Annotated in this window: 19 protein-coding genes; 11 read left to right on the plus strand and 8 right to left on the minus strand. The window is 43.5% G+C overall.

The window, feature by feature from the left end:
- Window positions 1–306: 306 nt before the first annotated feature.
- The gene (locus FQ083_RS11905; RefSeq protein WP_011281173.1) at window positions 307–588 is read left to right on the plus strand and encodes a type B 50S ribosomal protein L31; all 282 of its coding nucleotides are present in this window, start codon (window positions 307–309) and stop codon (window positions 586–588) included.
- Window positions 589–705: 117 nt separating this feature from the next.
- Here the strand turns inward: FQ083_RS11905 and FQ083_RS11910 are convergent, their stop codons facing one another.
- From FQ083_RS11910 to FQ083_RS11925, 4 genes are all read right to left on the minus strand, one after another.
- The gene (locus FQ083_RS11910; RefSeq protein WP_020444337.1) at window positions 706–1,548 is read right to left on the minus strand and encodes an SGNH/GDSL hydrolase family protein; all 843 of its coding nucleotides are present in this window, start codon (window positions 1,546–1,548) and stop codon (window positions 706–708) included.
- Entirely contained in the window at window positions 1,542–2,939 is a 1,398-nt protein-coding gene (locus FQ083_RS11915; RefSeq protein WP_149409992.1) for a nicotinate phosphoribosyltransferase, read from the minus strand. Before FQ083_RS11915 ends, FQ083_RS11910 begins: the two co-directional genes overlap by 7 nt.
- Window positions 2,940–3,049: 110 nt before the next feature.
- Complete coding sequence (locus FQ083_RS11920; protein WP_149409993.1) at window positions 3,050–4,099, minus strand: bifunctional nicotinamide-nucleotide adenylyltransferase/Nudix hydroxylase; 1,050 nt, start codon at window positions 4,097–4,099, stop codon at window positions 3,050–3,052.
- Window positions 4,100–4,448: 349 nt separating this feature from the next.
- The gene (locus FQ083_RS11925) at window positions 4,449–5,408 is read right to left on the minus strand and encodes an alpha/beta fold hydrolase (protein WP_149409994.1); all 960 of its coding nucleotides are present in this window, start codon (window positions 5,406–5,408) and stop codon (window positions 4,449–4,451) included.
- Window positions 5,409–5,774: 366 nt separating this feature from the next.
- Here FQ083_RS11925 and nfuA point away from each other — a divergent pair, with 366 nt between their 5' ends.
- Both nfuA and FQ083_RS11935 read left to right on the plus strand, forming a co-directional pair.
- Window positions 5,775–6,458 carry a Fe-S biogenesis protein NfuA gene (gene nfuA / locus FQ083_RS11930; protein ID WP_041753256.1) on the plus strand — a complete coding sequence of 228 codons (684 nt, stop codon included), beginning with the start codon at window positions 5,775–5,777 and terminating at the stop codon, window positions 6,456–6,458.
- A 225-nt stretch (window positions 6,459–6,683) separates the two neighbouring features.
- The gene (locus tag FQ083_RS11935; protein ID WP_149409995.1) at window positions 6,684–7,988 is read left to right on the plus strand and encodes an O-acetylhomoserine aminocarboxypropyltransferase/cysteine synthase family protein; all 1,305 of its coding nucleotides are present in this window, start codon (window positions 6,684–6,686) and stop codon (window positions 7,986–7,988) included.
- Window positions 7,989–8,088: 100 nt separating this feature from the next.
- Here the strand turns inward: FQ083_RS11935 and FQ083_RS11940 are convergent, their stop codons facing one another.
- Together FQ083_RS11940 and rsmI are read right to left on the minus strand one after the other, a co-directional pair.
- Window positions 8,089–9,108 (minus strand): adenosine kinase, encoded by a 1,020-nt coding sequence (locus FQ083_RS11940; RefSeq protein ID WP_149409996.1) that lies wholly within the window; start codon window positions 9,106–9,108, stop codon window positions 8,089–8,091.
- Between the two features lie 61 nt (window positions 9,109–9,169).
- Window positions 9,170–10,126: a 16S rRNA (cytidine(1402)-2'-O)-methyltransferase gene (gene rsmI, locus FQ083_RS11945; RefSeq protein ID WP_149409997.1), complete on the minus strand. Its 957-nt coding sequence runs from the start codon at window positions 10,124–10,126 to the stop codon at window positions 9,170–9,172.
- Window positions 10,127–10,285: 159 nt separating this feature from the next.
- Between rsmI and FQ083_RS11950 the strand changes: the two genes are divergently transcribed.
- The 8 genes from FQ083_RS11950 to hisC all read left to right on the plus strand — a co-directional run bounded on the left by FQ083_RS11950 (window position 10,286) and on the right by hisC (window position 18,479).
- Complete coding sequence (locus tag FQ083_RS11950; RefSeq protein WP_149409998.1) at window positions 10,286–10,804, plus strand: YraN family protein; 519 nt, start codon at window positions 10,286–10,288, stop codon at window positions 10,802–10,804.
- 226 nt (window positions 10,805–11,030) lie between these two features.
- The gene (locus tag FQ083_RS11955) at window positions 11,031–11,876 is read left to right on the plus strand and encodes a BON domain-containing protein (protein ID WP_149409999.1); all 846 of its coding nucleotides are present in this window, start codon (window positions 11,031–11,033) and stop codon (window positions 11,874–11,876) included.
- Between the two features lie 245 nt (window positions 11,877–12,121).
- Entirely contained in the window at window positions 12,122–13,072 is a 951-nt protein-coding gene (locus tag FQ083_RS11960; RefSeq protein ID WP_149410000.1) for an alpha/beta hydrolase, read from the plus strand.
- A 161-nt stretch (window positions 13,073–13,233) separates the two neighbouring features.
- Entirely contained in the window at window positions 13,234–13,485 is a 252-nt protein-coding gene (locus FQ083_RS11965; RefSeq protein ID WP_011514505.1) for a BolA family protein, read from the plus strand.
- 117 nt (window positions 13,486–13,602) lie between these two features.
- Window positions 13,603–14,871, plus strand: a complete 1,269-nt coding sequence (murA, locus tag FQ083_RS11970; protein WP_020444326.1) for a UDP-N-acetylglucosamine 1-carboxyvinyltransferase — start codon at window positions 13,603–13,605, stop codon at window positions 14,869–14,871.
- A gap of 138 nt (window positions 14,872–15,009) precedes the next feature.
- Entirely contained in the window at window positions 15,010–15,705 is a 696-nt protein-coding gene (hisG, locus tag FQ083_RS11975; protein ID WP_149410001.1) for an ATP phosphoribosyltransferase, read from the plus strand.
- Between the two features lie 239 nt (window positions 15,706–15,944).
- Window positions 15,945–17,243, plus strand: coding sequence for a histidinol dehydrogenase (gene hisD, locus FQ083_RS11980; RefSeq protein WP_149410002.1), 1,299 nt, complete (start codon window positions 15,945–15,947; stop codon window positions 17,241–17,243).
- Window positions 17,244–17,345: 102 nt separating this feature from the next.
- On the plus strand, window positions 17,346–18,479 hold the full coding sequence (gene hisC, locus FQ083_RS11985) for a histidinol-phosphate transaminase (RefSeq protein ID WP_133104820.1): 1,134 nt from the start codon (window positions 17,346–17,348) through the stop codon (window positions 18,477–18,479).
- 102 nt (window positions 18,480–18,581) lie between these two features.
- Here hisC and FQ083_RS11990 read toward each other — a convergent pair whose 3' ends face one another.
- Together FQ083_RS11990 and FQ083_RS11995 are read right to left on the minus strand one after the other, a co-directional pair.
- Entirely contained in the window at window positions 18,582–20,276 is a 1,695-nt protein-coding gene (locus FQ083_RS11990; protein ID WP_149410003.1) for an anthranilate synthase component I family protein, read from the minus strand.
- Window positions 20,277–20,279: 3 nt separating this feature from the next.
- Window positions 20,280–21,515: a beta-ketoacyl-ACP synthase II gene (locus FQ083_RS11995; protein WP_149410004.1), complete on the minus strand. Its 1,236-nt coding sequence runs from the start codon at window positions 21,513–21,515 to the stop codon at window positions 20,280–20,282.
- Window positions 21,516–21,715: the final 200 nt, after the last annotated feature.

Below are 21,715 nucleotides of genomic sequence, written 5' to 3' on the forward strand. Positions count from 1 at the left end.
TACGCAGCTTGTCTATCAGCCTCAATACTATCGATGTTGCAGTGACAAATTAGCACTGATAACCCTCACAACTGCTGCTTGCATCAAACCCCAAAAACCGGTAAAATCGCGGTTTGATTTTCCCGCTGGGGAAAGGCTAAGCGAGCAGAGGTGTGGTATTGGGTGCTGGAATAAGCCAGTGACGCAGTTGCCAGACTGAGAATGTCCTTAGTGCCTCAGTTACGTATGTCATCGTTTGCTGAACGCATCGTTAAAAATGCTGTTTTGCAAAGTCGTTATACATACATCGGACATAGAGAGTTTATTATGCGTAAAGATATCCATCCTAATTACCAAGAAGTTTTATTCCACGACACTAACGCTGACGTGTTCTTCTTGACTCGTTCAACTGTTAAAACCAAAACCACTCGTGAATACGAAGGTTCAGAATATCCATACTACCCACTTGATATCTCAAGTGCGTCGCATCCATTCTATACTGGTGAGCAACGTAAAACTTCTACTGAAGGTCGTGTTGCAAGCTTCAACAAACGTTTTGGTGCGTTTGGTGGCCGTAAGAAAGCTGCTGATACTGACGCTGCAGAATAATTCACACGTATTGTGTAATATATTTTGAGCATGTGTGTTTTCAAGCATGCATAGTGATGGTATTAAGAATAAAAAAAACCGCTGACTATTCAGCGGTTTTTTTGTGCTAGCTTTTGGCTAATGGGTTGATGAATCGAGTAACTCTACAATCAGCTCCGACAATTGCTGTGCCCAATAGCCATACATCAGGCTACTTGGATGAAAGCCATCGCTCGCAAACATTACCTTGATATCGATCGGCGTACCGTTAGAGTGCTCAGCGATCATGCGTGGGAAATCCGTTGCCATATAAGTGACGTTTTTATGAGCCATGCAGATTTGCTGCAATATTCCGTCAAGAATAGACGCTTTTGCGCCAACAAAGTTATTTAGCGGAGCAGGTATTGCTGGCATTTGTGCCATAGGCGGTAGACTTAAAAAAACCAACTCGCGCACGCCAAACTTACGCTGAGCGATGGCAATAATATCTTTGATTTGCTGTTGCCACTTGTCTACAGCAACACTCGATGTCGTATCATTGACCCCAACACTTAGTATCATCACATCGATAGGCTTGTTTGGTGCTGGCATAATATATAGCCTGCGTAGAATATCAAAACTGGTGTGCCCCGTTGTCGCTTGTAATGACCAGTTCAATACCGCAAACTGCTCATTAATAGTGGGCTGCTGCTGCAAGATTGGAATGAGCTTACCAACGAGCGCCTCTTGCTGCGTTTCACTACCGACTCCAGCCGCTGCTGAATCACCAACGATCATGATATGTAGTGCGGGTTTATTCTGAGCGGCTGACTCGTTACTGGCATGATCCAGTTGCACAGACCCATGTCTTTCTCCATTTGGCTCAGGCAAACGGACCGTATCTCGTTTGATTTTTCGACCTTGATAAAGGTATACAGGAGCAAATAAAACATCCTTTGCAACAGCGGCTATTTTATTCTGTATTTTGCTAGTAGCTACCATCCTGCACGCTCTCTAATAATAGTTAGACTCTCGTCTATAAGTAATTTTCCATCAACATAAACATTACGCAGTAGGTTATCGCTCTCAGCAGTAAGCCCATCAGCCTTAATCGTTTTTAGCTGCCCATTACTGTGTTTGATTAATGCCAAACGCCCTTTTTTCGAGCGCTTTGAACGACTGGTGATCGGATCTTTATAGATGTCTTTCCATAAACCATTGATAGAGATGGCACTGGCTTTCATTGCCCAGCTCATGGTATCGCGATTGACTTGTTGTAGCAATCCACCACCCATACCGAAAGTCACGTTATCAGCGCTAAAACCTGCTTTCATGACCACATCGATAATCTTACTCAAGCTTTGTGGACTGATGCCATCACCTTGAATAACACGCACATAATCGGGCAGGACTTTGTAGCCTTTACTGTTGACTGTCGTACCAAACTTTACTGCCAGACGCTCCAAGGCTTCGCGTACGACTTTGGCCGGGTCGCCACTGTCTGGTCTGATAACTAAGGTACCGCCCATATTTTTTACATCGTCTTTTAGGCTGCCGCCCCAAATATTGTCAATGGCGTTCCATAAGTCATAGCTGTCAGAGACAACAGAAAAGCTTTTACCAGCGCCACCAAACTGTTCAATCATATTGGCAAAGGCAGCAGTTTCACCGCCGCGTCCCCATGCCGTCATCGTGCTATGCTCAGCGGCAGGGATAGAAAATGCTGGCATGTCTTTATCCATCTGATACCAGCGGCTGGCAGCTACCAAAGCCGTCATCGAATCGGTACCGGCAAAATTGACTAAATGTGCAAGACTACCGAGGGCGACAGACTCTTGGCTAGAAGCCCCGCGTGAGCCGAAATCATGCAAACGAAAGGTTAGCGATTCTGTATTGTCCGCAGACTTCTCTAGTGCTTGACGAATGATGTTTTTACAATAGTGCGAGACACTAGCGACCGTTGATGGATACCAAATTGCGCGCAGTAGCGCCGTTTCGATATAGCTTGGTAACCAATAAAACTCAGGGTCGGTATTTATGATTTGGCAGACGACATTGGATACAGGCACGATACTACCTTCAGGTATGGCTTCGATACGTAGTGGTAAATAACCACCATGTTTATCAACCAAGCGCTCCCAGCCAGCACGGTTGAAGGTTAAGCCATGTCCTTGAATGACCATTTCGGCTTCATCGATGTCTTGATGAGTGATTGGCGTGCTTAGATATTCTTTGATAAACGCTTGTAGCCCAAAAAACACCACATCGTAGTCGCCTTTACGTGCCTCAATATAGCTCGATAGATATTCACTACCGCTTGGATATTGCACCCAATGTGAGGTTTTGTAGCTGTCGCTATTTAGGATTAAATTATTTAAATTACTGGTGTACATCACAGAACTCCTCTGCTTTGAGATGCCGCAACGATGGCAGCGCGAAGCCTTTACCGTCTATCGGTTTGGGAAATCATTAATAAAGGAACGCATAGCCGTCTGACAAAATACTATAAGCCGACCATTTTGGTGATAATGGCATAATGATCTTCAAACATCATTTTGGCATCAAGCTCGGCGAGCGGTAACCAAAACGCTGTGGTTGCGTCATCGCCGCCTTTTACTTTTGGCAGGCCTTTTGGGTCATTTTTGAGCTGAAAATAAAATGCTTGAGTAATCGTACGCCCACGCGCTGAGCGGTAAGGATCATCAAAGGTATGCTGACTATGGCAAGAGCCACGCAATACGGGCTCAGGGACTTTGAGGCGAGTCTCCTCACGGAGCTCACGGATACAGGCGTCAAATAGTGTCTCTTTTGGGTTTAAAAACCCACCCGGCAGTGCCCACAATCCTTGCCCCGGCATACTACGGCGCTCAACTAACAAAATATGTCCTGACTGTACGACTAAGGCATCGGCAGTCATAAAGGTTGGCGGATAAGGAGCCGACTCCCATTGTCTTTTATACTTATCAACAAAATCAGCTTCATCGTGCAGTTGTTGATATTCGCTTGTTTTCTTGAATTCATCCAATACGTTGCGCGTTGACTCAGGGGTGCGCTCAGGCGTTGGCGTAGCACCCATCAAATAGCTGTCGCGTATAGGCGTTGCGGATAAATTATGATAATTAGGTACGGAGACCGATGCCCAATTGGGGAACAAAGATAAATAATACGATGAGCTGTCTTTTGAGTGACCAATCAGCCCAATATCAGTCTGCAAGTCACCAGTGACGGATTTGACGCCAGCTTGTACATATTGTAGCCAGCGCGTGTCATTGTAGAGTGCATCATCGAGTCCAACGCAGTGGATACGCGCAGCTTCCTCTGCTGAATAAGCGCCCTTAATCATAGCCGCGCGCTCAGCAACACTAAATGGATTTCGCAAACTACGTGGCAGATTAGCAGAACCGATGAGCATAATCACATTGTCAGCCCGCTTGAGTGCCTCATCAATAACTGCTTTATGACCACAATGAAAGGGCTGAAAACGCCCGATAAATACCAAATAGCGATAGTGTGTATTGTTTTTATTTGAAGTTTGCTCTGATGCTTCACTCATAAACGCCCAGCTCCTGCCGTACTGCTATCAATTATTAATAGGGATTTTTTAATTATTAGTTATTAACTAGGATTCAAAATATTATCAATTCAAAATAATTTAAAGACATCAATACTGACACAGGCTGCAACTGGCTGGCAAGTGTAAAGATGTTTAAGGCTGTATCTATATTATTGAGCAATCAAGCTATAGTTGATCCACTTTTAAAAGAGTACGGAACTACTGGGGTTCATTATTCGCAGCCTCTGTCTGCGTAGGCACAGCAAGCAAGAAAAATTAACCCCAGTAGTGATTGATAATATTTGTATTTCTTTTATTAAGGACTGACTATAGAGGTAAATATATAAAGTTAGTCGCTATGCTTGTCAATCCACGCCGCAACTGTTGGCCAAACCTCTTTGGCAGCATGACGGCTATTTAAAATGCGGCTATGCGTATAGTCGTCTAAATTGCCATTGCTAAGCGAGTACTCACGAAAGATATTCGCATGATTGTTAAAATCATTAAATAGTGCGCGACAACCCAAAGTGGGGGAGATAAACTGGTCACCTTTGGCGCTAATAGCATATATGGGTATGGTAATCTTTGGCATATGCTGTCGGTAATCAAAAGGCCTAGTATCAGAAAGTATATGTGGCACCCCATTATTATTCATGTCGCTTTTAGTCATATCACTTTGTTTGATAGAGCTGCTGTGAAAGTTTTGCTGTAAGTTCCAGTCATACCACTGCTTCATTGTATGGTAGTTTTCATTGACAGGACCCAGTTTGAGTTTTTGCGCAGGAATATAGCGCGATAAGCGATTGAGATATTTGGCGATAAATATTTTGACACGGTTAATAGGGTGCAAGGCGGCGCCATAGGCTTGGCAGGCAAATAGGCTGATACTGTTTATTTTGTCGATATAGTCTGGGTTTTGAATGAGAAACATGATTAAGCCTATACCGCCGCCGCTATGAGTGACGCAGTGCAGATTATCGAGGTCTAATTGATGACATAAATAATCAAACGTCGCAGCAAAATCGTAAGTGGCAATGGTTTCAAAGTTAAATTTATCTTTTGATGCTGAGCTCGCACCATGACCACGCCACTCCATGATATAACAGTGATGTCCGAGTATTGCTAAGTATTCAGCGATTCTTAAGCAGGTTTTTTTGTCTGAAAATGTACCATGAGTTAAAAAGATATTTTGGGCTCTATAAGTAGAGTTGTTAGATAAATATTGCTGTTTTTTACTATCAAAAATATGCCAAATAGCAATTTGTACATTATCTTTTGTGCTCACAGATTTTAGATTTTCAGTCAACATACAGGGCTCTCTTAAGACTTAAGTTTTCTGAGCAAATTTCTTTAGCTGCTCTCATTGCTTGTAACAGCTTTTAACTACACTGAATGCATCATAGACTTGATAAGTCAGCTTACTGTCTTTATATACAATGAAGATACGGTCAGCTCACTATAAGTGAGGATCATTACAGATAGCCACTGCTAATTCACACCGCTGCAGTCGGAATAGTCGACTAAGTGCGCTATAATGAGCCGTATAAATAGATAGCTGTCATGGTCAAAGCAACAAGCGATAAGCATGATAGTCACTGACACATATTCCCTTGCATTGACGACACAAGAAGCGGGTACACAGCACGCTGGTGTCATAACACAGATAGGACGCATTATGAGTGAACATAACCCAACGGATACTCAAGTAGAACCTGCTGCCGATTACGAGTCAGCGCTTGATACTGAGCAAACCGAAGCTAAAAGCAATATTACCATCACGGAAGCGGCGCAAGGTTACTTAGCGGATTTGTTATCGAAGCAAGACACCGATGGTATTGGCGTACGTATTTTTGTTGAACATCCGGGTACACCACGTGCTGAGTGCTGTATGGCTTATAACCAGCCAGGCGAAGAGGATAGTGCTGACCTGAAATTCAGCTACGATAATTTCTCTGCTTTTATTGAAGCGGCATCAGTACCTTATTTAGAAGATGCAGTGATTGACTATAATAAAGACCGTTTTGGTGGTCAGTTGACCTTCCGTGCACCAAACTCCAAAGTGCCAAAAGTGGGCGCTGATGCCAGTGTGGAAGAGCGTATCAACTATGTGTTGCAGTCTGAGATCAATCCAAGCCTAGCGGCGCATGGTGGTGATGTGCAATTGCTTGAATTGATTGATGAAGAAGGCGTTGGCTTGACTGCCGTATTGAAATTTGGCGGTGGTTGCCAAGGCTGTTCAGCGGTTGATATGACTTTGCGTCAAGGTGTTGAAGTGCAACTAAAACAGCAAATACCAGAGCTTACTCAAGTGATTGATGAGACCGATCATACTCGTACTGAAAACGCGTATTATAAATAAGAATGCTTTGATTAATAAAACCTAATCGGCGATTATAAGTACGAATAGGATGCTTGTTTTTTATTGCTTATGAATTTTTGTCATTAAGCGATGGATAATTTGCTATTCTTTTCATAAAGAAGTTGAGTTATGATTAACTCAGCTTTTTTTATGCCTATCGTTTAGCGATAGCTATTTTAATCAACAAGTATTTTTTGATAGCGAATAAATATATAGGAGCACAACATGAGTGACGGACAACCAGCTAAGCAAAATAATCAACGCCTTGAAACCTTGGCGATTCATGCCGGATATACTGTAGAGCCGACTACCAAAGCAGTCGCCGTGCCCATTTATCATACCAGCTCATATGCCTTTGATAATACTCAGCATGGTGCAGACTTGTTTGATTTAAAAGTTGCTGGCAACATTTATACCCGTATCATGAACCCGACCAATGCGGTACTAGAAGAGCGCGTTGCTGCGCTTGAGGGCGGTATCGGCGCGCTTGCTGTGGCTTCTGGTATGGCTGCCATCACTTATGCGATTCAAACCATTTGTGAAGCAGGCGACAATATCGTTGCGGTATCGACACTATATGGTGGTACTTATAATTTATTCGCTCATGCATTACCACGACAAGGTATCGAGGTGCGCTTTTTTGACCATAAAAATCCTGCCGCGATACGTGATTTAATCGATGATAAGACTAAGATGGTCTTTGCGGAAAGTATTGGTAATCCACTCGGCAATATTATTGATATCCAAGCACTCAGTGATATCGCGCATGAATATGGCGTGCCAGTGGTGATTGATAGCACCGTTGCGACACCTGCATTATGTCGTCCATTTGAGTTTGGTGCGGATATTGTCATTCATTCATTGACCAAATATATGAGCGGTACCGGTACCTCGATTGGTGGCGCTATTGTTGATAGTGGTACTTTCCCTTGGGGCGATTATCCTGAACGTTTTCCGTTATTAAATACCCCAGATGCCAGCTATCATGGCGTAAACTTCGTCAAAGACGTTGGCGCTGCGGCATTTATCGCCCGTGCTCGTGTGGCACCGCTGCGAAATACTGGCGCAGCGTTAAGCCCGCTCAATGCCTTTAGTATTTTGCAAGGTTTACAGACGCTAGGTTTACGTATGGAGCGTCATGTTCAAAACGCGCAAGCGGTTGCAGAGTATCTACGTGATCATGATAAAGTTGCTTGGGTAAAATATGCTGGTCTGCCTGACCATCCTGAGCATGAACTTGCCAAAAAATACATGAAAGGTACGCCATCTGCTATTTTGACTTTTGGGGTAAAAGGTGGGCTTGAAGCAGGCTCGCGCTTTATTGATGCTTTGCAGCTGATTACACGCTTGGTGAATATCGGTGATGCCAAATCACTAGCTTGTCATCCAGCAACGACCACCCATCGCCAGCTCAATGAGCAAGAGCTCGAAAAGGCAGGCGTCAGCATTGATATGGTTCGTTTATCAATTGGTATTGAGCATATCGAAGATATCAAAGCCGATTTAGAGCAAGCATTGGCTGCGGCTTAATTAAATAATAGCTTATAAAGCAGAAAGCCCATATCAAATCGATATGAGCTTTTTTATTTTTTAAGCTATCTAAACACTGCTAAGTATTAGGCTTAATTTTTTAAGCAGTCAGTACACGTTTGGCAATACTCTGATAATCTTCTGACGCTAAACGTGGACCGAGCTGTTGAATCACTTGCGCGGCAACTGCGCTGGCAAGACGACCACATTCTGGCAAACTATATTGCTGTGACAAAGCATATAGAAATGCGCCCGCATAGTTATCACCGGCACCATTGGTATCGATGACACTATCGACTGCTGGCGTAGGGATATCATGAATTTCAATGTCAGAATCATCATCTTTTTGATGAGCAATCACCGCCCCATTTGCACCGTCAGTAACTACTGCAATTTGGCAGTATTCAAGTAGCGCACGCGCCGCTGACTTGTATTCTTTTTCATCTGTAAATAAACGTGCCTCTTCACTATTGCAGAATATCACCGCAACTTTATTGCCGAGCATATTTAGCAAACCCTCTTTAGCGAATTTCACAACGGCTGGATCAGCAAAGCTAACGGCAATCTTGGCACCGTTTACAGTCGCTTGCTGACGCAATTGATCCATCGCTGGCTGAATACCTGCAGACATTGCAAGGTAGCCTTCCAAATACAACCACTCAGCTTGAGTTAACGCGTCAAAGTCAACGTTATCAGCGGTTATATCGCTTGAAGTACCTAGGAACGTCTGCATAGTACGCTCGCCATCTTCAGTTACTGCAACCACACATGAGCCGGTTACACCGCCTATATGAATGGACTGAGGTGAGGTGACAACACCTGCTTCATGTAAGTCTTTTAAATAAAATTCACCTTGCTTATCGTCGCCGACGCGGCAGGCATAAAAAGGTTTACCGCCCAAACTTGAAAACGCATACATGGCATTGGCAGCTGAACCGCCACCCGCTTGTTTTGATGGTTCTATTTCTGCCAGCTTAAAATATGCCAATAATTGCTGTTGTTCTTCAATACCTGCCAGCGTCATATTACCTTTAGTCAGGTCAGTTTCTTCTAGTGCAGCATCTGATAACAGATATTCGTGGTCAACCAAAGCATTACCTATCGCCATCACATCGTACATTGCTTATCTCTCCTCAAAGAATTTATAACTGCGTCTGTTTGGTTATAATATCCAAAAATTATTATGCTTGTAGCTCAAGTAAGCGCTGATAGAGTGCATTCTTTTTGACACCGGTGATGTCAGCACCTAAAGCGGCAGCTTTTTTAACTGACAAGTCCTCTAGCAGTCGTTGCAGCAATTTATCATGAATACTGATGTCATCATCGTCTTGCGCAACATTGGCTCCGGCGACCACCACCACTATTTCACCGCGCTGCTGATTGTCATCCGCTTTAACAAATTCAATCAATTCGCCAAGCGTACTTTTATTTACGGTCTCAAAGGTTTTGGTCAATTCACGGCAAAACGTTACTTCGCGCTCAGCACCAAATACAGTCGCCATATCTTCTAAACTGGCAATAATACGGTGCGGCGCTTCGTAAAATATTAAGGTTTCAGTGCGAGAGTGCAATGCTGCCAGCTGCTTTTGACGACCATGTGTTTTTGCTGGTAGAAAACCAATAAAGCTAAAGCGGTCTGAGGGCAATCCTGCAACAGACAGTGCGGCAATAGCAGCAGAGGCGCCAATAATAGGGGATACACGAACGCCAGCAGCATGTGCTGCTTGTACCAATTGATAACCTGGGTCACTAATAAGTGGCGTGCCAGCATCACTAATTAAAGCAACAGAGTGACCTTGCTCAATCATTTCAATAATTTTGGGTGTTTGAATGGCGCTATTGTGCTCATGATAAGCCCAAAGCTTATTATGACCTTTTTGTTTAGCCGTGCTATCAGAGTCGTTTTCGCCATTATTCTTATTATTGTGTACTGTTACCTCTTCAGTATCATCATCCTTACTGCCTTTGGTGTTGATGCCAAAATGTGATAACAGCTTACCTGAAGTGCGCGTATCTTCACAGGCAATGATAGCGACTTGCTTTAAGACATCAATCGCATGCGGTGTCATGTCGCTCAGATTGCCAATCGGCGTGGCAACGATATATAGACAAGCTGGCATCGCGGTAGGGCTAGACATGAAAACCTCGGGTCATTAAGATAATAAATAAAGGGATATGGCGCACTGACTGATAAAACTGGCTAACAACATTAAAGGCAAAAATGCCTTATCAAATAAGGCTTAAGCACAGTGTAAAAAATCCTAGCAGTATCAACACGCGAAAGTGGTTAGTTTAGCATGATGTGCTATGATAATTCTGAAATGTTGAGCAGACTGATAGACGTCATGGCAAACGATAAACCTTTAATGCTAACCTCTCCAAAACAGCGCCAAGGTAGCCGATTTGAGCAGCGGGCGTGTGAGTTTTTGCAAGAGCGAGGGTTGATTTTGGTTGCGCAAAACTGGCAGCAGCCTAAAGTTGGCGAGCTTGATTTGGTGATGTTAGAAAAAGGACAAGCATGGTCGACACTGGTATTTGTGGAAGTACGGCAAAGACAGCACTCATATTTTGGTGATGCGGCTATCAGCGTCACAGCAGGCAAGCAACGTAAAATTATCAAAGCAGCGCGTCATTTTTTACAGCAAAACCCTCAATATCATGAATATGAATGTCGGTTTGATGTGATTGCTTATAATACAATGAATAAAAAAAATAAAAATGAAGCCAATATCACGTTGGACAATCAACCAAATCAACGGTTAGAAATTAATCAGCCTGAATGGCTACAAGGCGCATTTATCGCGTCAGCTTGGTAATAAAACTTGTTTATGATTTATTTAAGCGTGGCTAATTTTATAATGTTAAAGCAAATTAAATGAAGTTGTCGTTACCAAAAGCCTAACTGTAAGCAGTAAAAGTTCAGTAGAGTAGCGGCACTAAAATAATTTTATTAAATCAGGTTTTTGTCATATTTGTTAAAATTACAAACATTGACTGTTGCTATTATTTATTATGAATACTCATGTACTAAAGAGGTAAATCATGACACAGATGAATCTGCGCACTGCTATTTTTGGCTCACCGCGCCGTAACGCGATAGGCATTATATTAATGTCGAGCATTGTCACGACTGGCTGTACGACCAATTATTTGACCAATAGTACAGAAGGTACTTATGGCGTGCCCATGACTGAGCGTACTATTCCGCAGCGTCTGCTTGATCGTAGTATTGAGCATACCGTCAAGATTAACGTTTATGGTTTGCAGGAAAATTTGCAGCAAACCAGTCGCATGAGTATTGATAGCTTTAATAGTATTGTATTACTGACCGGTGAAGTGCCGACTGAAACAATTAAGGCAGAAGTCAGTAAAGTCGTAGGCTCTATGCCAGATGTTCGTCAAGTCTACAATGAGCTGACAGTCGGTGCTTCAAAAGGCTATAGCCAAACTGTCCATGACGGTTATATCACCTCAAAGCTGATGGCAAAAACAGCCGCTGCTGATGGGGTGAAAGCGTCACAAATTAGAGCAGTGACCAATAATGGCGTGGTTTATATCATGGGTCGTATGACACCGACGCAGCAAAGCCATCTGATTGATATTGCCAATAGCACGGTTGGTGTTACAGAATTGGTACTACTGACTACTGTCGTCGATGATCGAGGCGTAAAGCTGGGTAACGATGACATCATGTATGAGGCCAATGCTACAAATTCAGCTCATCCAACCAGAGTTGCAGTCGTGAATAACAGAGCAATACCTAATACCAGTGGTTCTGTCGCAGCAGATGCGACTATCAGTGCCACACCTATTATAGTGACCGAGGATGGCTCGCCAGTTACCGAACCTTCATCCAGCCCTTACATTGACCTGTATCGAAACCCATAGATTGAAGTGAGCTAAATGAATGATTAATCTTGATAAGATATTGTTATCTAATGCTAGTTTTATCTTAAAGTAGCCCAAATATCACTAACAAGAACACTAAATACCCATAACAGTAGAAGCACGATAAATTCCCTGTTATTCCGTAAAATATGTACAGTCAAAAAATATTAATCGCAAATATAGTTAATGCAGTGTAGGTAAGATTATAAATCTACAACTGACTGACATATAACAGGAATACTGCTATGAAGGCTTTAAATAATGATGTACAGCGACCTAAGGTAGGTATGTCCAAACTCGTACGTGTAGGGGTTACTACTGCGTTGGCAGTAGGCAGTATTGCGCTAGCGACGCAGCAAGCACAAGCGTTATCAGCGCTTGCTATCGTTAATGGTATTACTTCAAATGGCGGCATTGGGGTTAGTAAAGACATCCTGTATGGTGACGAGCCATTACAAGATTTGGATATTTACTATCCAAAACCTTTAGCGCAGGCTATGAAAACGAATACCACCATCAAACAAGATTATCCGATGGTGGTATTCGTCCATGGCGGCTCTTGGGAGAGTGGAAGTAAGGAGGAATATGCCTTTGTCGGGCAGAGTTTGGCGCAAGCAGGTTATGTGACTGCAGTGATTAATTATCGTAAAGCCCCTGAGCATGTCTATCCTGATTATGTCGAAGATACGGCGCAAGCGATTGCGTGGAGCTATAAGAATGCCAAGCGTTTCCATGCCAATCCAGAGCGTTTTGCAGTCGTTGGTCATTCTGCCGGAGCGTTTAACGCTGTTGCTGCGGTCGCCAATGAGGATTTTTTAAAGCCTTATGGTATTAAGCCAAAAGATATCACTGCAGTGATTGGTATTGCAGGTCCTTATAGTTATGACTTTCGTAAATTTAGTAGCGTCACCGCTTTTGCTGCCGACGCGACACCTGATGAGGTAATGCCAGATCGTCAGATCAAAGGGCAGCAGCCGCCGTATTTATTATTGACTGCTGAAAAAGACAAAGTTGTTTATGCAACCAATACTACCAAAATGACACAGGCGTTAAAAGCGGCAGGTGTTACCGTGCAGACAAGTGAAATTGCGGGTGCCAGTCATGCCACCAGTATTGGCGCGATGGCACCACCTCTACGCTGGGTCAATGATGTACGCGCACAAGTATTAAGTTATTTGGATAAAACCCTTAAATAAGGGTTGCAATTAATAAGTCCGACATGGGTATTGATTCTATTTTAGGCTAATAATGGTTAAGCATCGTTGTGTAAGACAGTGCTGTAAGATGGTCAAACTCTTGTTATAATGTCGTCACTTTACCTCTATACCCTATCTAAAACCTTAAGGCAGAATATTCTATGAGCATGAACGCTGACGATTTGATTGCATTTTTACAAACGCATTTTCCAGATGCATTTATTCAAGCTGCCAATCAAGGAACTAAGTTTGATGTGCGTGTGGTTGATGCCAGTTTTGAGGGCAAACGCGCTGTGCAGCGTCAGCAAGCAGTTTATGCTTTGGTCAATGATAAAATCGCCAGTGGTGATATTCATGCGCTCAATATTCAAGCGTTAACGCCTGCTGAATGGGATGTTCAATCGCAAGGCTAGAGTAGGTTAAAGCTTTTTATTTACGACTGGATTGTTTATTACGAGCAAGTATTTTTGCCATTGATAATTGATTCGGTTTCTCATTGTTTTTATACTTATCGTTAGGTTGTCACCTTTATGGATCAATTTTTAATCACTGGTAGTAGTCGTATCGCAGGGGAAGTCACCATTTCAGGCGCTAAAAATGCCGCGTTGCCGTTGCTTGCGGCTATGATATTGGCTGAGACGCCGACGACATTGCACAATGTGCCATCGCTACAAGATGTGCGCACTTTGATTGAATTGATCGGTGGGATGGGTATCAAAATCCAAAAGCAGGGTGATACCGTCACTTGCGATACCAAGAGTATCGATAATTTTTATGCGCCCTATGATTTAGTCAAAACCATGCGCGCCTCAATCTTAGTATTGGGTCCATTGTTGGCACGTTTTGGTGAGGCAGAAGTATCCTTGCCGGGTGGTTGTGCGATTGGTTCGCGCCCCGTTGATCAGCATCTTAAAGCCTTTGAAGCAATGGGTGCTAGTATTACAGTAGAAAACGGCTATGTAATCGCGCAAGCACCAAAAGGCGGCAAACTGCTAGGTTGTAAGTTCTCATTTGACATGGTGACGGTAGGTGGTACTGAAAACGTTATCATGGCAGCAGCACTTGCTAAAGGCACGACTGTTTTGGGCAACTGTGCGCTTGAGCCAGAAGTGGTTGATTTGGCTAATATGCTGGTCGCAATGGGGGCTAAAATCAGTGGTATTGGTACAGCAACCATGACGATTGAAGGCGTTGAGCGTTTGCATGGCTGTGAGTATTCAGTCGTGCCAGACCGTATCGAAACAGGCTCTTACCTTGCCGGTGCCTTGATGACACGCGGTGATGTATTGACTAAGAATACTTCTGCGCTACTATTAACACCTGTGCTAGAAAAGTTTGAAGACATGGGTGCAATTATCACTACGGGTGATGATTGGATTCGCGCGCAAATGAAAGGTCGACCAAAAGCGGTCGATATTCGTACCCAGCCGCATCCAGGTTTTCCAACGGATATGCAGGCACAGGTGATGGCGATTGCTTGTTTGGCTGATGGCACCAGTACCTTTATCGAAAATATTTTTGAGAACCGTTATATGCACGTCCCTGAGCTTAATCGTTTGGGTGCCTCTATCCAAGTAGACGGTCATACGGCTGTGGTAAAAGGGGTTGAATGTTTTACAGCCGCGCCTGTGATGGCGACTGATTTGCGTGCTTCGATGTCATTGGTAATGGCAGCCGCAACAGCAGAAGGTGAGAGTTTAATTGACCGCATTTACCATATCGACCGTGGCTATGAGCACGTTGAAGACAAATTGCGTGCGCTTGGTGTCAATATCGAGCGTATTAACAGCAACGATTAATATGGCTTGCTAAAAGTTACAACGCTAGTATTAATACTGGCGTTATTATCAAAATAAATTTTAAGCCTAGTGTAATATTAAAAATGCCCTTTGACGGCGACAACTTTCAGCACCATCAGCACACGGACCAGCGTCACTATGACTGAAGTAACCAACAGCTTACCAACCAGTGGTTTATTAAACGAAGTAAATGATGAGTTTTCAGGCTTAACACTGGCGTTATCCAAGGGTCGTATCTTAGAAGAGACGATGCCACTTTTGCGTGCCGCTGGCGTTGAATTATTGGAAGATCCTGAAGCCTCACGCAAGCTTATTTTTCCAACCTCAAATCCCAATGTCCGAGTATTAATTTTACGCGCAAGCGATGTGCCAACGTATGTTGAACACGGCGCAGCGGATTTTGGTGTGGCAGGTAAAGATGTGTTGCTTGAGCATGGCGCCAATCATGTTTATGAATTATTAGATCTGAAGATTGCTCAGTGTAAGCTCATGACCGCTGGCGTAAAAGATGCACCTTTGCCAAACCGTCGCCTACGTATTGCCACCAAATATGTGAATGTTGCTCGTGCTTATTTTGCAAGTCAAGGACAGCAAGTTGATGTGATCAAGCTGTACGGCTCGATGGAACTTGCGCCCTTGGTTGGTTTAGGTGATTTGATAGTCGACGTGGTTGATACGGGCAATACCTTACGTGCCAATGGACTCGAAGCGCGCGATCATATCTGTGATGTCTCTTCCCGTCTTATCGTCAACCAAGTCAGTTATAAGCGCAAGTTTTCACTGCTTGAGCCGATATTAGATAGTTTTAAAAACAGTATCAGCAGTACTCCATAAATCAGTACATGATAAAAGCGTATCGTAGATTGATAATATCAAGTATGGTTATACAAAATTCCAAACCAGTTTAGCGCTCTAAGGAGAACATAGCGTGCTAAACTGGTTTTATTGTATTTGCATGTCAGCTAATAAAAGCACCGTATAGTCTGAATGTGATTACTGTAAATAAGCTGACATCTAAGCCCTCATATTATCCTTTTTACCGCCGTATTCATGCTCAAATATAGGACAAAGCCATGCGCCAATTAAGTACGCAAGACGCCGATTTTGACAGTCAGTTGACAGAACTGCTTGCTTTTGAAACCGTTAATGATGCCGATTTACTCAAAACGGTAGATGACATTATTAGTAAAGTGCGTCATGGCGGGGATAGTGTGGTGCTAGAATTGACGCAGCAGTTTGATCAACATCCAGCAACGACGATGAAGGCTTTAGAATTATCCAAAGAGGCACTTGCTGAAGCCTTTGCCAATCTTGATGATGTCGTGAAAAGCGCTCTGACCACAGCAGCGACGCGCGTGCAGAGCTTTCATGAGCGCCAAGTACAAGAGTCATGGCAGTATGAAGATGAATTCGGCAATCGTTTAGGTCAAAAGGTCACGCCGCTTGACCGTGTCGGTATTTATGTGCCGGGCGGTCTGGCATCTTATCCTTCTTCAGTATTAATGAACGCTATCCCTGCCAAAGTTGCTGGTGTCAAAGAAGTCATTATGGTTGTGCCAGCGCCAAAAGGTGTGCTCAATCCCTTGGTATTAGCGGCGGCGCATTTGGCACAAGTTGATCGCGTTTTTACTATTGGTGGTGCACAAGCGGTAGCGGCATTGGCATATGGTACTGAAACGATTCCGGCAGTAGATAAAATCACTGGACCGGGCAATAAATATGTTGCAGCTGCCAAACGCGCGGTATTTGGTCAAGTCGGTATCGATATGATTGCCGGACCTTCTGAGGTACTGGTTTATGCAGAAGGCACGGCGAAAGACCGTGCTGATTGGTTAGCGATGGATTTATTATCACAGGCAGAGCATGACCGTATTGCCCAAGCGATTTTTGTGACCACAAGTGAAAAACAGCTTAAAGAAGTCGCCATTGAAATTGAAAAAGCCTTGGCTGAATTACCCAAGGCAGATATCGCTCGTGATTCGCTAAAGAATCGTGGCGCGCTTATCTTGGTTAAAGACCGTGCAGAAGGCATGGCGGTGATCAATCGCGTTGCGCCTGAGCATTTGGAGCTGTCTGTTGATAATCCAGACGCGTTGCTTGGTAGTATTCGTCATGCAGGTGCTATCTTTATGGGACGTCATACGCCAGAGGCAATCGGTGACTACTGTGCAGGACCGAACCATGTGCTACCGACATCGGGTACAGCACGCTTTTCGTCACCACTTGGCGTCTATGATTTCCAAAAGAAATCATCCATTATTTATTGTAGTGAAGCGGGCAGTAAGCCTTTGGCTGAGACGGCAGATATTTTAGCGCAGCATGAGGACTTAGAAGCCCATGCGCGTTCAGCCCGTTATCGTTACCAGTCCTAATTTTCTCAAAAACAATTATTGGAATAACAGGTCTTTGGATAACAACTTTTAGAATAACAGTTTTAGAAATAACCATTTCTGTGATTAATAGTAGGATAACTTATGAGTGAATCAAAGATAGATAACAGACTTTGGTCATCTAAAGCGCGTAATTTATCGCCGTATGTTCCTGGCGAGCAGCCCCAGCATGACGATTTGTGCAAGTTGAACACCAATGAAAATCCATTTCCACCTTCACCAAAAGTAGGTGAGGCGATTATTAAAGTCTTAGCACAGCAAGCGGATGATTTGCGCTTGTATCCTGCACCTGAGTCTGAAGAATTGCGCGGCGCATTGGCCACGCTTTATGATCTTGATATCAATCAAGTGTTCGTTGGTAATGGCTCAGATGAAGTATTGGCATTGGTATTTGCCAGCTTCTTCTTAAAAGAGCGCCCAATTTTAGCGCCTGATATTAGCTACAGCTTTTATCCCGTTTATGCCAATACCTTTGGTATAGAGCTTGTGCAAATCCCATTAGAAGCAGATTTTAGTATCAGTCCTGATGCCTATCGTCGACCTTGCAGTGGTATCATTATTGCCAATCCAAACGCGCCAACTGGTTTATTATTGTCGCTTGCTGATATCCGTAAGCTTGCAGGCGAGCACTCAAATTCAGTGATTGTGATTGATGAGGCGTATATCGATTTTGCTCAGCTAGAAGAGAGTAGTCCAGACGTAGAAGTATCAGCGGTTAGCCTTATTAATGAATTTGATAACTTGCTAGTTACCCAGACCTTTTCAAAATCGCGTTCGCTTGCCGGACTGCGTGTCGGTATGGCATTTGGTAATGCCTCTTTGATTGAAGCATTAACGCGTATGAAAAACAGCTTTAATAGCTATCCACTTGATAAGTTGGCACAAGCTGGTGCAACAGCTAGCGTCTTAGATGTTGAATATTTTGAGAAAACCCGCCAGCAGGTCATTGATTTGCGTACATCGTTGACGGTTGAGTTGACGGCCTTAGGTTATGACGTACTGCCGTCACATGCCAACTTTGTCTTTGCGCGTCCTCATGATGGTGCTGCCAGTCAAGTAGCAGAAGTATTACGTGAGCAAGGTATCATTGTTCGTCATTTTGATAAGCCGCGTATTAATGAGTATCTGCGTATCACGATTGGTACTCCTGCACAGCACGAGCGTTTAATTAACGCATTAAAAGCGCTGCAAGCAGTGGCAGATGTTGAAGTTAATTAATACCTAGCTCAACTATAGTACTAAAAGAATGTTCCATAAGTAATAAAAAGAGCCTGCTAACATGATGTCAGCAGGCTCTTTTGCGCCGCTTTAAGCTGTCTTTTAACTTAAGCCTGAGTCGTTAGCAAGGACGGATAATAGGTTGCCGACTTTATCTAAGCATTCCTGATATTCAGCATCGCAGTCAGAGGCAACGGTAATACCTCCGCCTGCCCATAAACTGACTTGTTTAGTGTTGTCTGCTGTGCTGGTTGTTTGTAGTGTGCGAATCAGTACATTCCACTGACCGCTACCATCAAAGTTCATATAGCCCATGGTGCCACAATAAGCACTACGCGGTGCCGCTTCCAATTCTGCAATAATCTCCACCGCCCTTTTCTTTGGCGTGCCAGTAATTGATCCTGCAGGCAAACCGCCAAATAAGACGCTTAACGGATGGGTATCTGTCTTGAGCTCGGCGGTAATGGTGCTGACCATATGATGTACATTACTAAAGCTCTCAATCGCAAATAGCTGAGGCACTTTTACGCTACCGATTTTGGCGTATTTACCCAAGTCATTACGTAACAAATCCACAATCATAACGTTTTCTGCACGGTCTTTTTCGCTGTTGATTAACTGCTGCTTGTAGGCATTATCTTGTTCGATTGTTAAGCCGCGCGGCATGGTTCCTTTGATTGGCTTGGTACGTATATGATGCTTGCCAGTCTCAATATCTTTGCTAAAGGTAAAAAACAATTCCGGCGAACAGCTTAATAATTCAAACTGATGGTTTGATGTATTTACTTTACCTTCATGATTATAGCTATCAATGGCTATATATCCTGCAAAAGGTGCTTGGGTATTAGCGTTCAAAGCAGGTAAATAGTCAATGAGGCTTGTGACTGAATTATCTTCATAAGCGCTTAAATAGCCACTCCATGCTTGGGTTAAATTGATTTGATAACAATCGCCTTGCTGCAAATAATTTTGCGTTTGATGAAATGCCTGCTGATAGTGTCGTTTGCTCCATTGAGCTTCTAGTAATAAAGGCGGCGTTTTACAGGAGTATTTTTTAGTGACATTCTCATTCGATAGTTGATTATCCAAACTATTTAAATAAGATGTTAGCACTCTGATTAGTGCATTTGTATCCTGCTGGACTGAGCTGCTGTCAGGGTTATTATCATTATTTACCTTTAACTGCCAACTGCTTTGACTGTCTGAATCAGCGGTTAAGCAAATATCATAATGCCCCAATAACGCGCACGGCTGTGCTGCCATCTCTATATTAACGGTTGGACTGAGTTCATGAGCGCTAATGTCATAACTGATAAAACCTATTAAGCCGTGCTGATAACTTGGTTGTTGATCGACGTCTTTAGTTGAGAACGAGCCGTTACCGTGAATGCCATCTATTTCATGAGCCCGACTGTAAGTAATTAATTCCTCTTGCCAGTCGCTATAACTCATATAGCTTGTAGCCGCACTATCACTGGAATTACTATAAAGGTGAACATGCTCACGCCGTGTTTTCTCGATTTTATAAAGGTTTCCCTGTTTAGTAGCATGCAGCGTGTCATTAGTCACAGGATAAACGCACCAGCTCGTCTTTGGTAATAAGCCAATCACAGGTCGCCCATCATTATTGAGCCAAACCAATTGCCAGTTTGCTTTGCTATTTTGTTCTAACAAATGTCGTTGCAGGTGCGGCATTAATTCGGCAGCAGATAAGTCACCAAAACGCCAGCTAGTTTTGCTAGCTGGCGGTAGGGCAGAATCTGTCTGCACATTGGTATGAGTATCTATTACAACCATAGTTTAAGCATCAAACTTTTTGATGATCAGTGTTGCATTAGTACCGCCAAAGCCAAAGCTATTGCTCATAAGAGTTTCAAGCTCAACATCACGTTTTTCAGTGACGATATCAAAGCCTTTGGCAGCCGGATCTAATTCTGTAATATTGATACTTGGTGCAATAAAGCTGTCTTGTAACATCAGTAAGCAATAAATCAGCTCTTGTGCACCAACCGCACCTAAGCTATGACCTGTCATAGACTTAGTCGAGCTAATGGCAGGCACTTTACTGATATCGTTATCAAATACTTTAGCAATAGCTTTAAGCTCAGTGATGTCACCAAGTGGCGTACTAGTACCATGGCTATTGATATAATCTACGCTTTCTAAACCAGCTTCAGCAAGTGCCAGCTTCATACAGCGTACGGCGCCTTCACCGCTTGGAGCGACCATTTCTGCGCCATCAGAGCTGGCACCGTAACCGACGATTTCAGCCAAAATATTGGCACCGCGTGCTTGGGCATGTTCTAAGCTTTCAACGACTACCATCGCGCCGCCTGCAGCGATAACAAAACCATCACGGTCTTTGTCATAAGCTCTTGAGGCAAGCTCTGGAGTATCATTGTATTGGGTGCTGACTGCACCCATGGCATCAAACATACAAGACTGTGTCCAATGTTCTGCCTCACTACCACCAGCAAGTATCACATCGGCTTTACCTAGCTGAATAAGCTCGGCGGCATGACCGATACAATGCGTTGACGTGGCACAAGCTGAGGTTAATGAGTATGAGATACCTTGGATTTTTAGACCAGTAGCAAGCGCCGCTGATACTGAGCTGCCCATTGTTTTTGGTACAGCCATTGCACCAACGCCGCGTAACCCTTTTTCTCGCATGGCGTCTATTGCATTGGCGATATTTTCTGTTGACGCGCCGCCAGAGCTTGCGACCACGCCCACACGCGGACTGTTATTGATGGTTTCTAAAGAGAGTCCAGCGTGCTTAATTGCACTTAACGCACTGACATAAGCATATAGGCTTGCGTCACTAAAAAACCGTTTTAGTTTGCGGTCAATAGCTGAGGTATCAAGCTGTGAGTGATCAATACTGCCGCTAACGTGTGATTTGAACTCGTGCTCAGCATAAGATTCGTTGAATGTGATGCCAGAGCGTCCTTGTTTAAGAGCCTCTGTGACAGTAGCCAAATCATGTCCGATACAAGAGACAATCCCTGCTCCAGTGATAACAACGCGGCGCATACAATATTCCTTATTAGTAACGATTTTTTTGATAATTACTTTTAATCATCGTTTTAAAATATCTACTTCTACCATATCACTTCATCTATATCTGTCTTTGATAATATAATGTGTTGTTATATCAAGGCATTTAAGTGCTAGCAGCGGACTCTAACGCTATCATGGATTCATAGAGAGTTGAGAGAAATAGAGTGCAGGTA

It is taken from the genome of Psychrobacter sp. ANT_H59 (assembly GCF_008369225.1).
Lineage (GTDB): Bacteria > Pseudomonadota > Gammaproteobacteria > Pseudomonadales > Moraxellaceae > Psychrobacter > Psychrobacter cryohalolentis.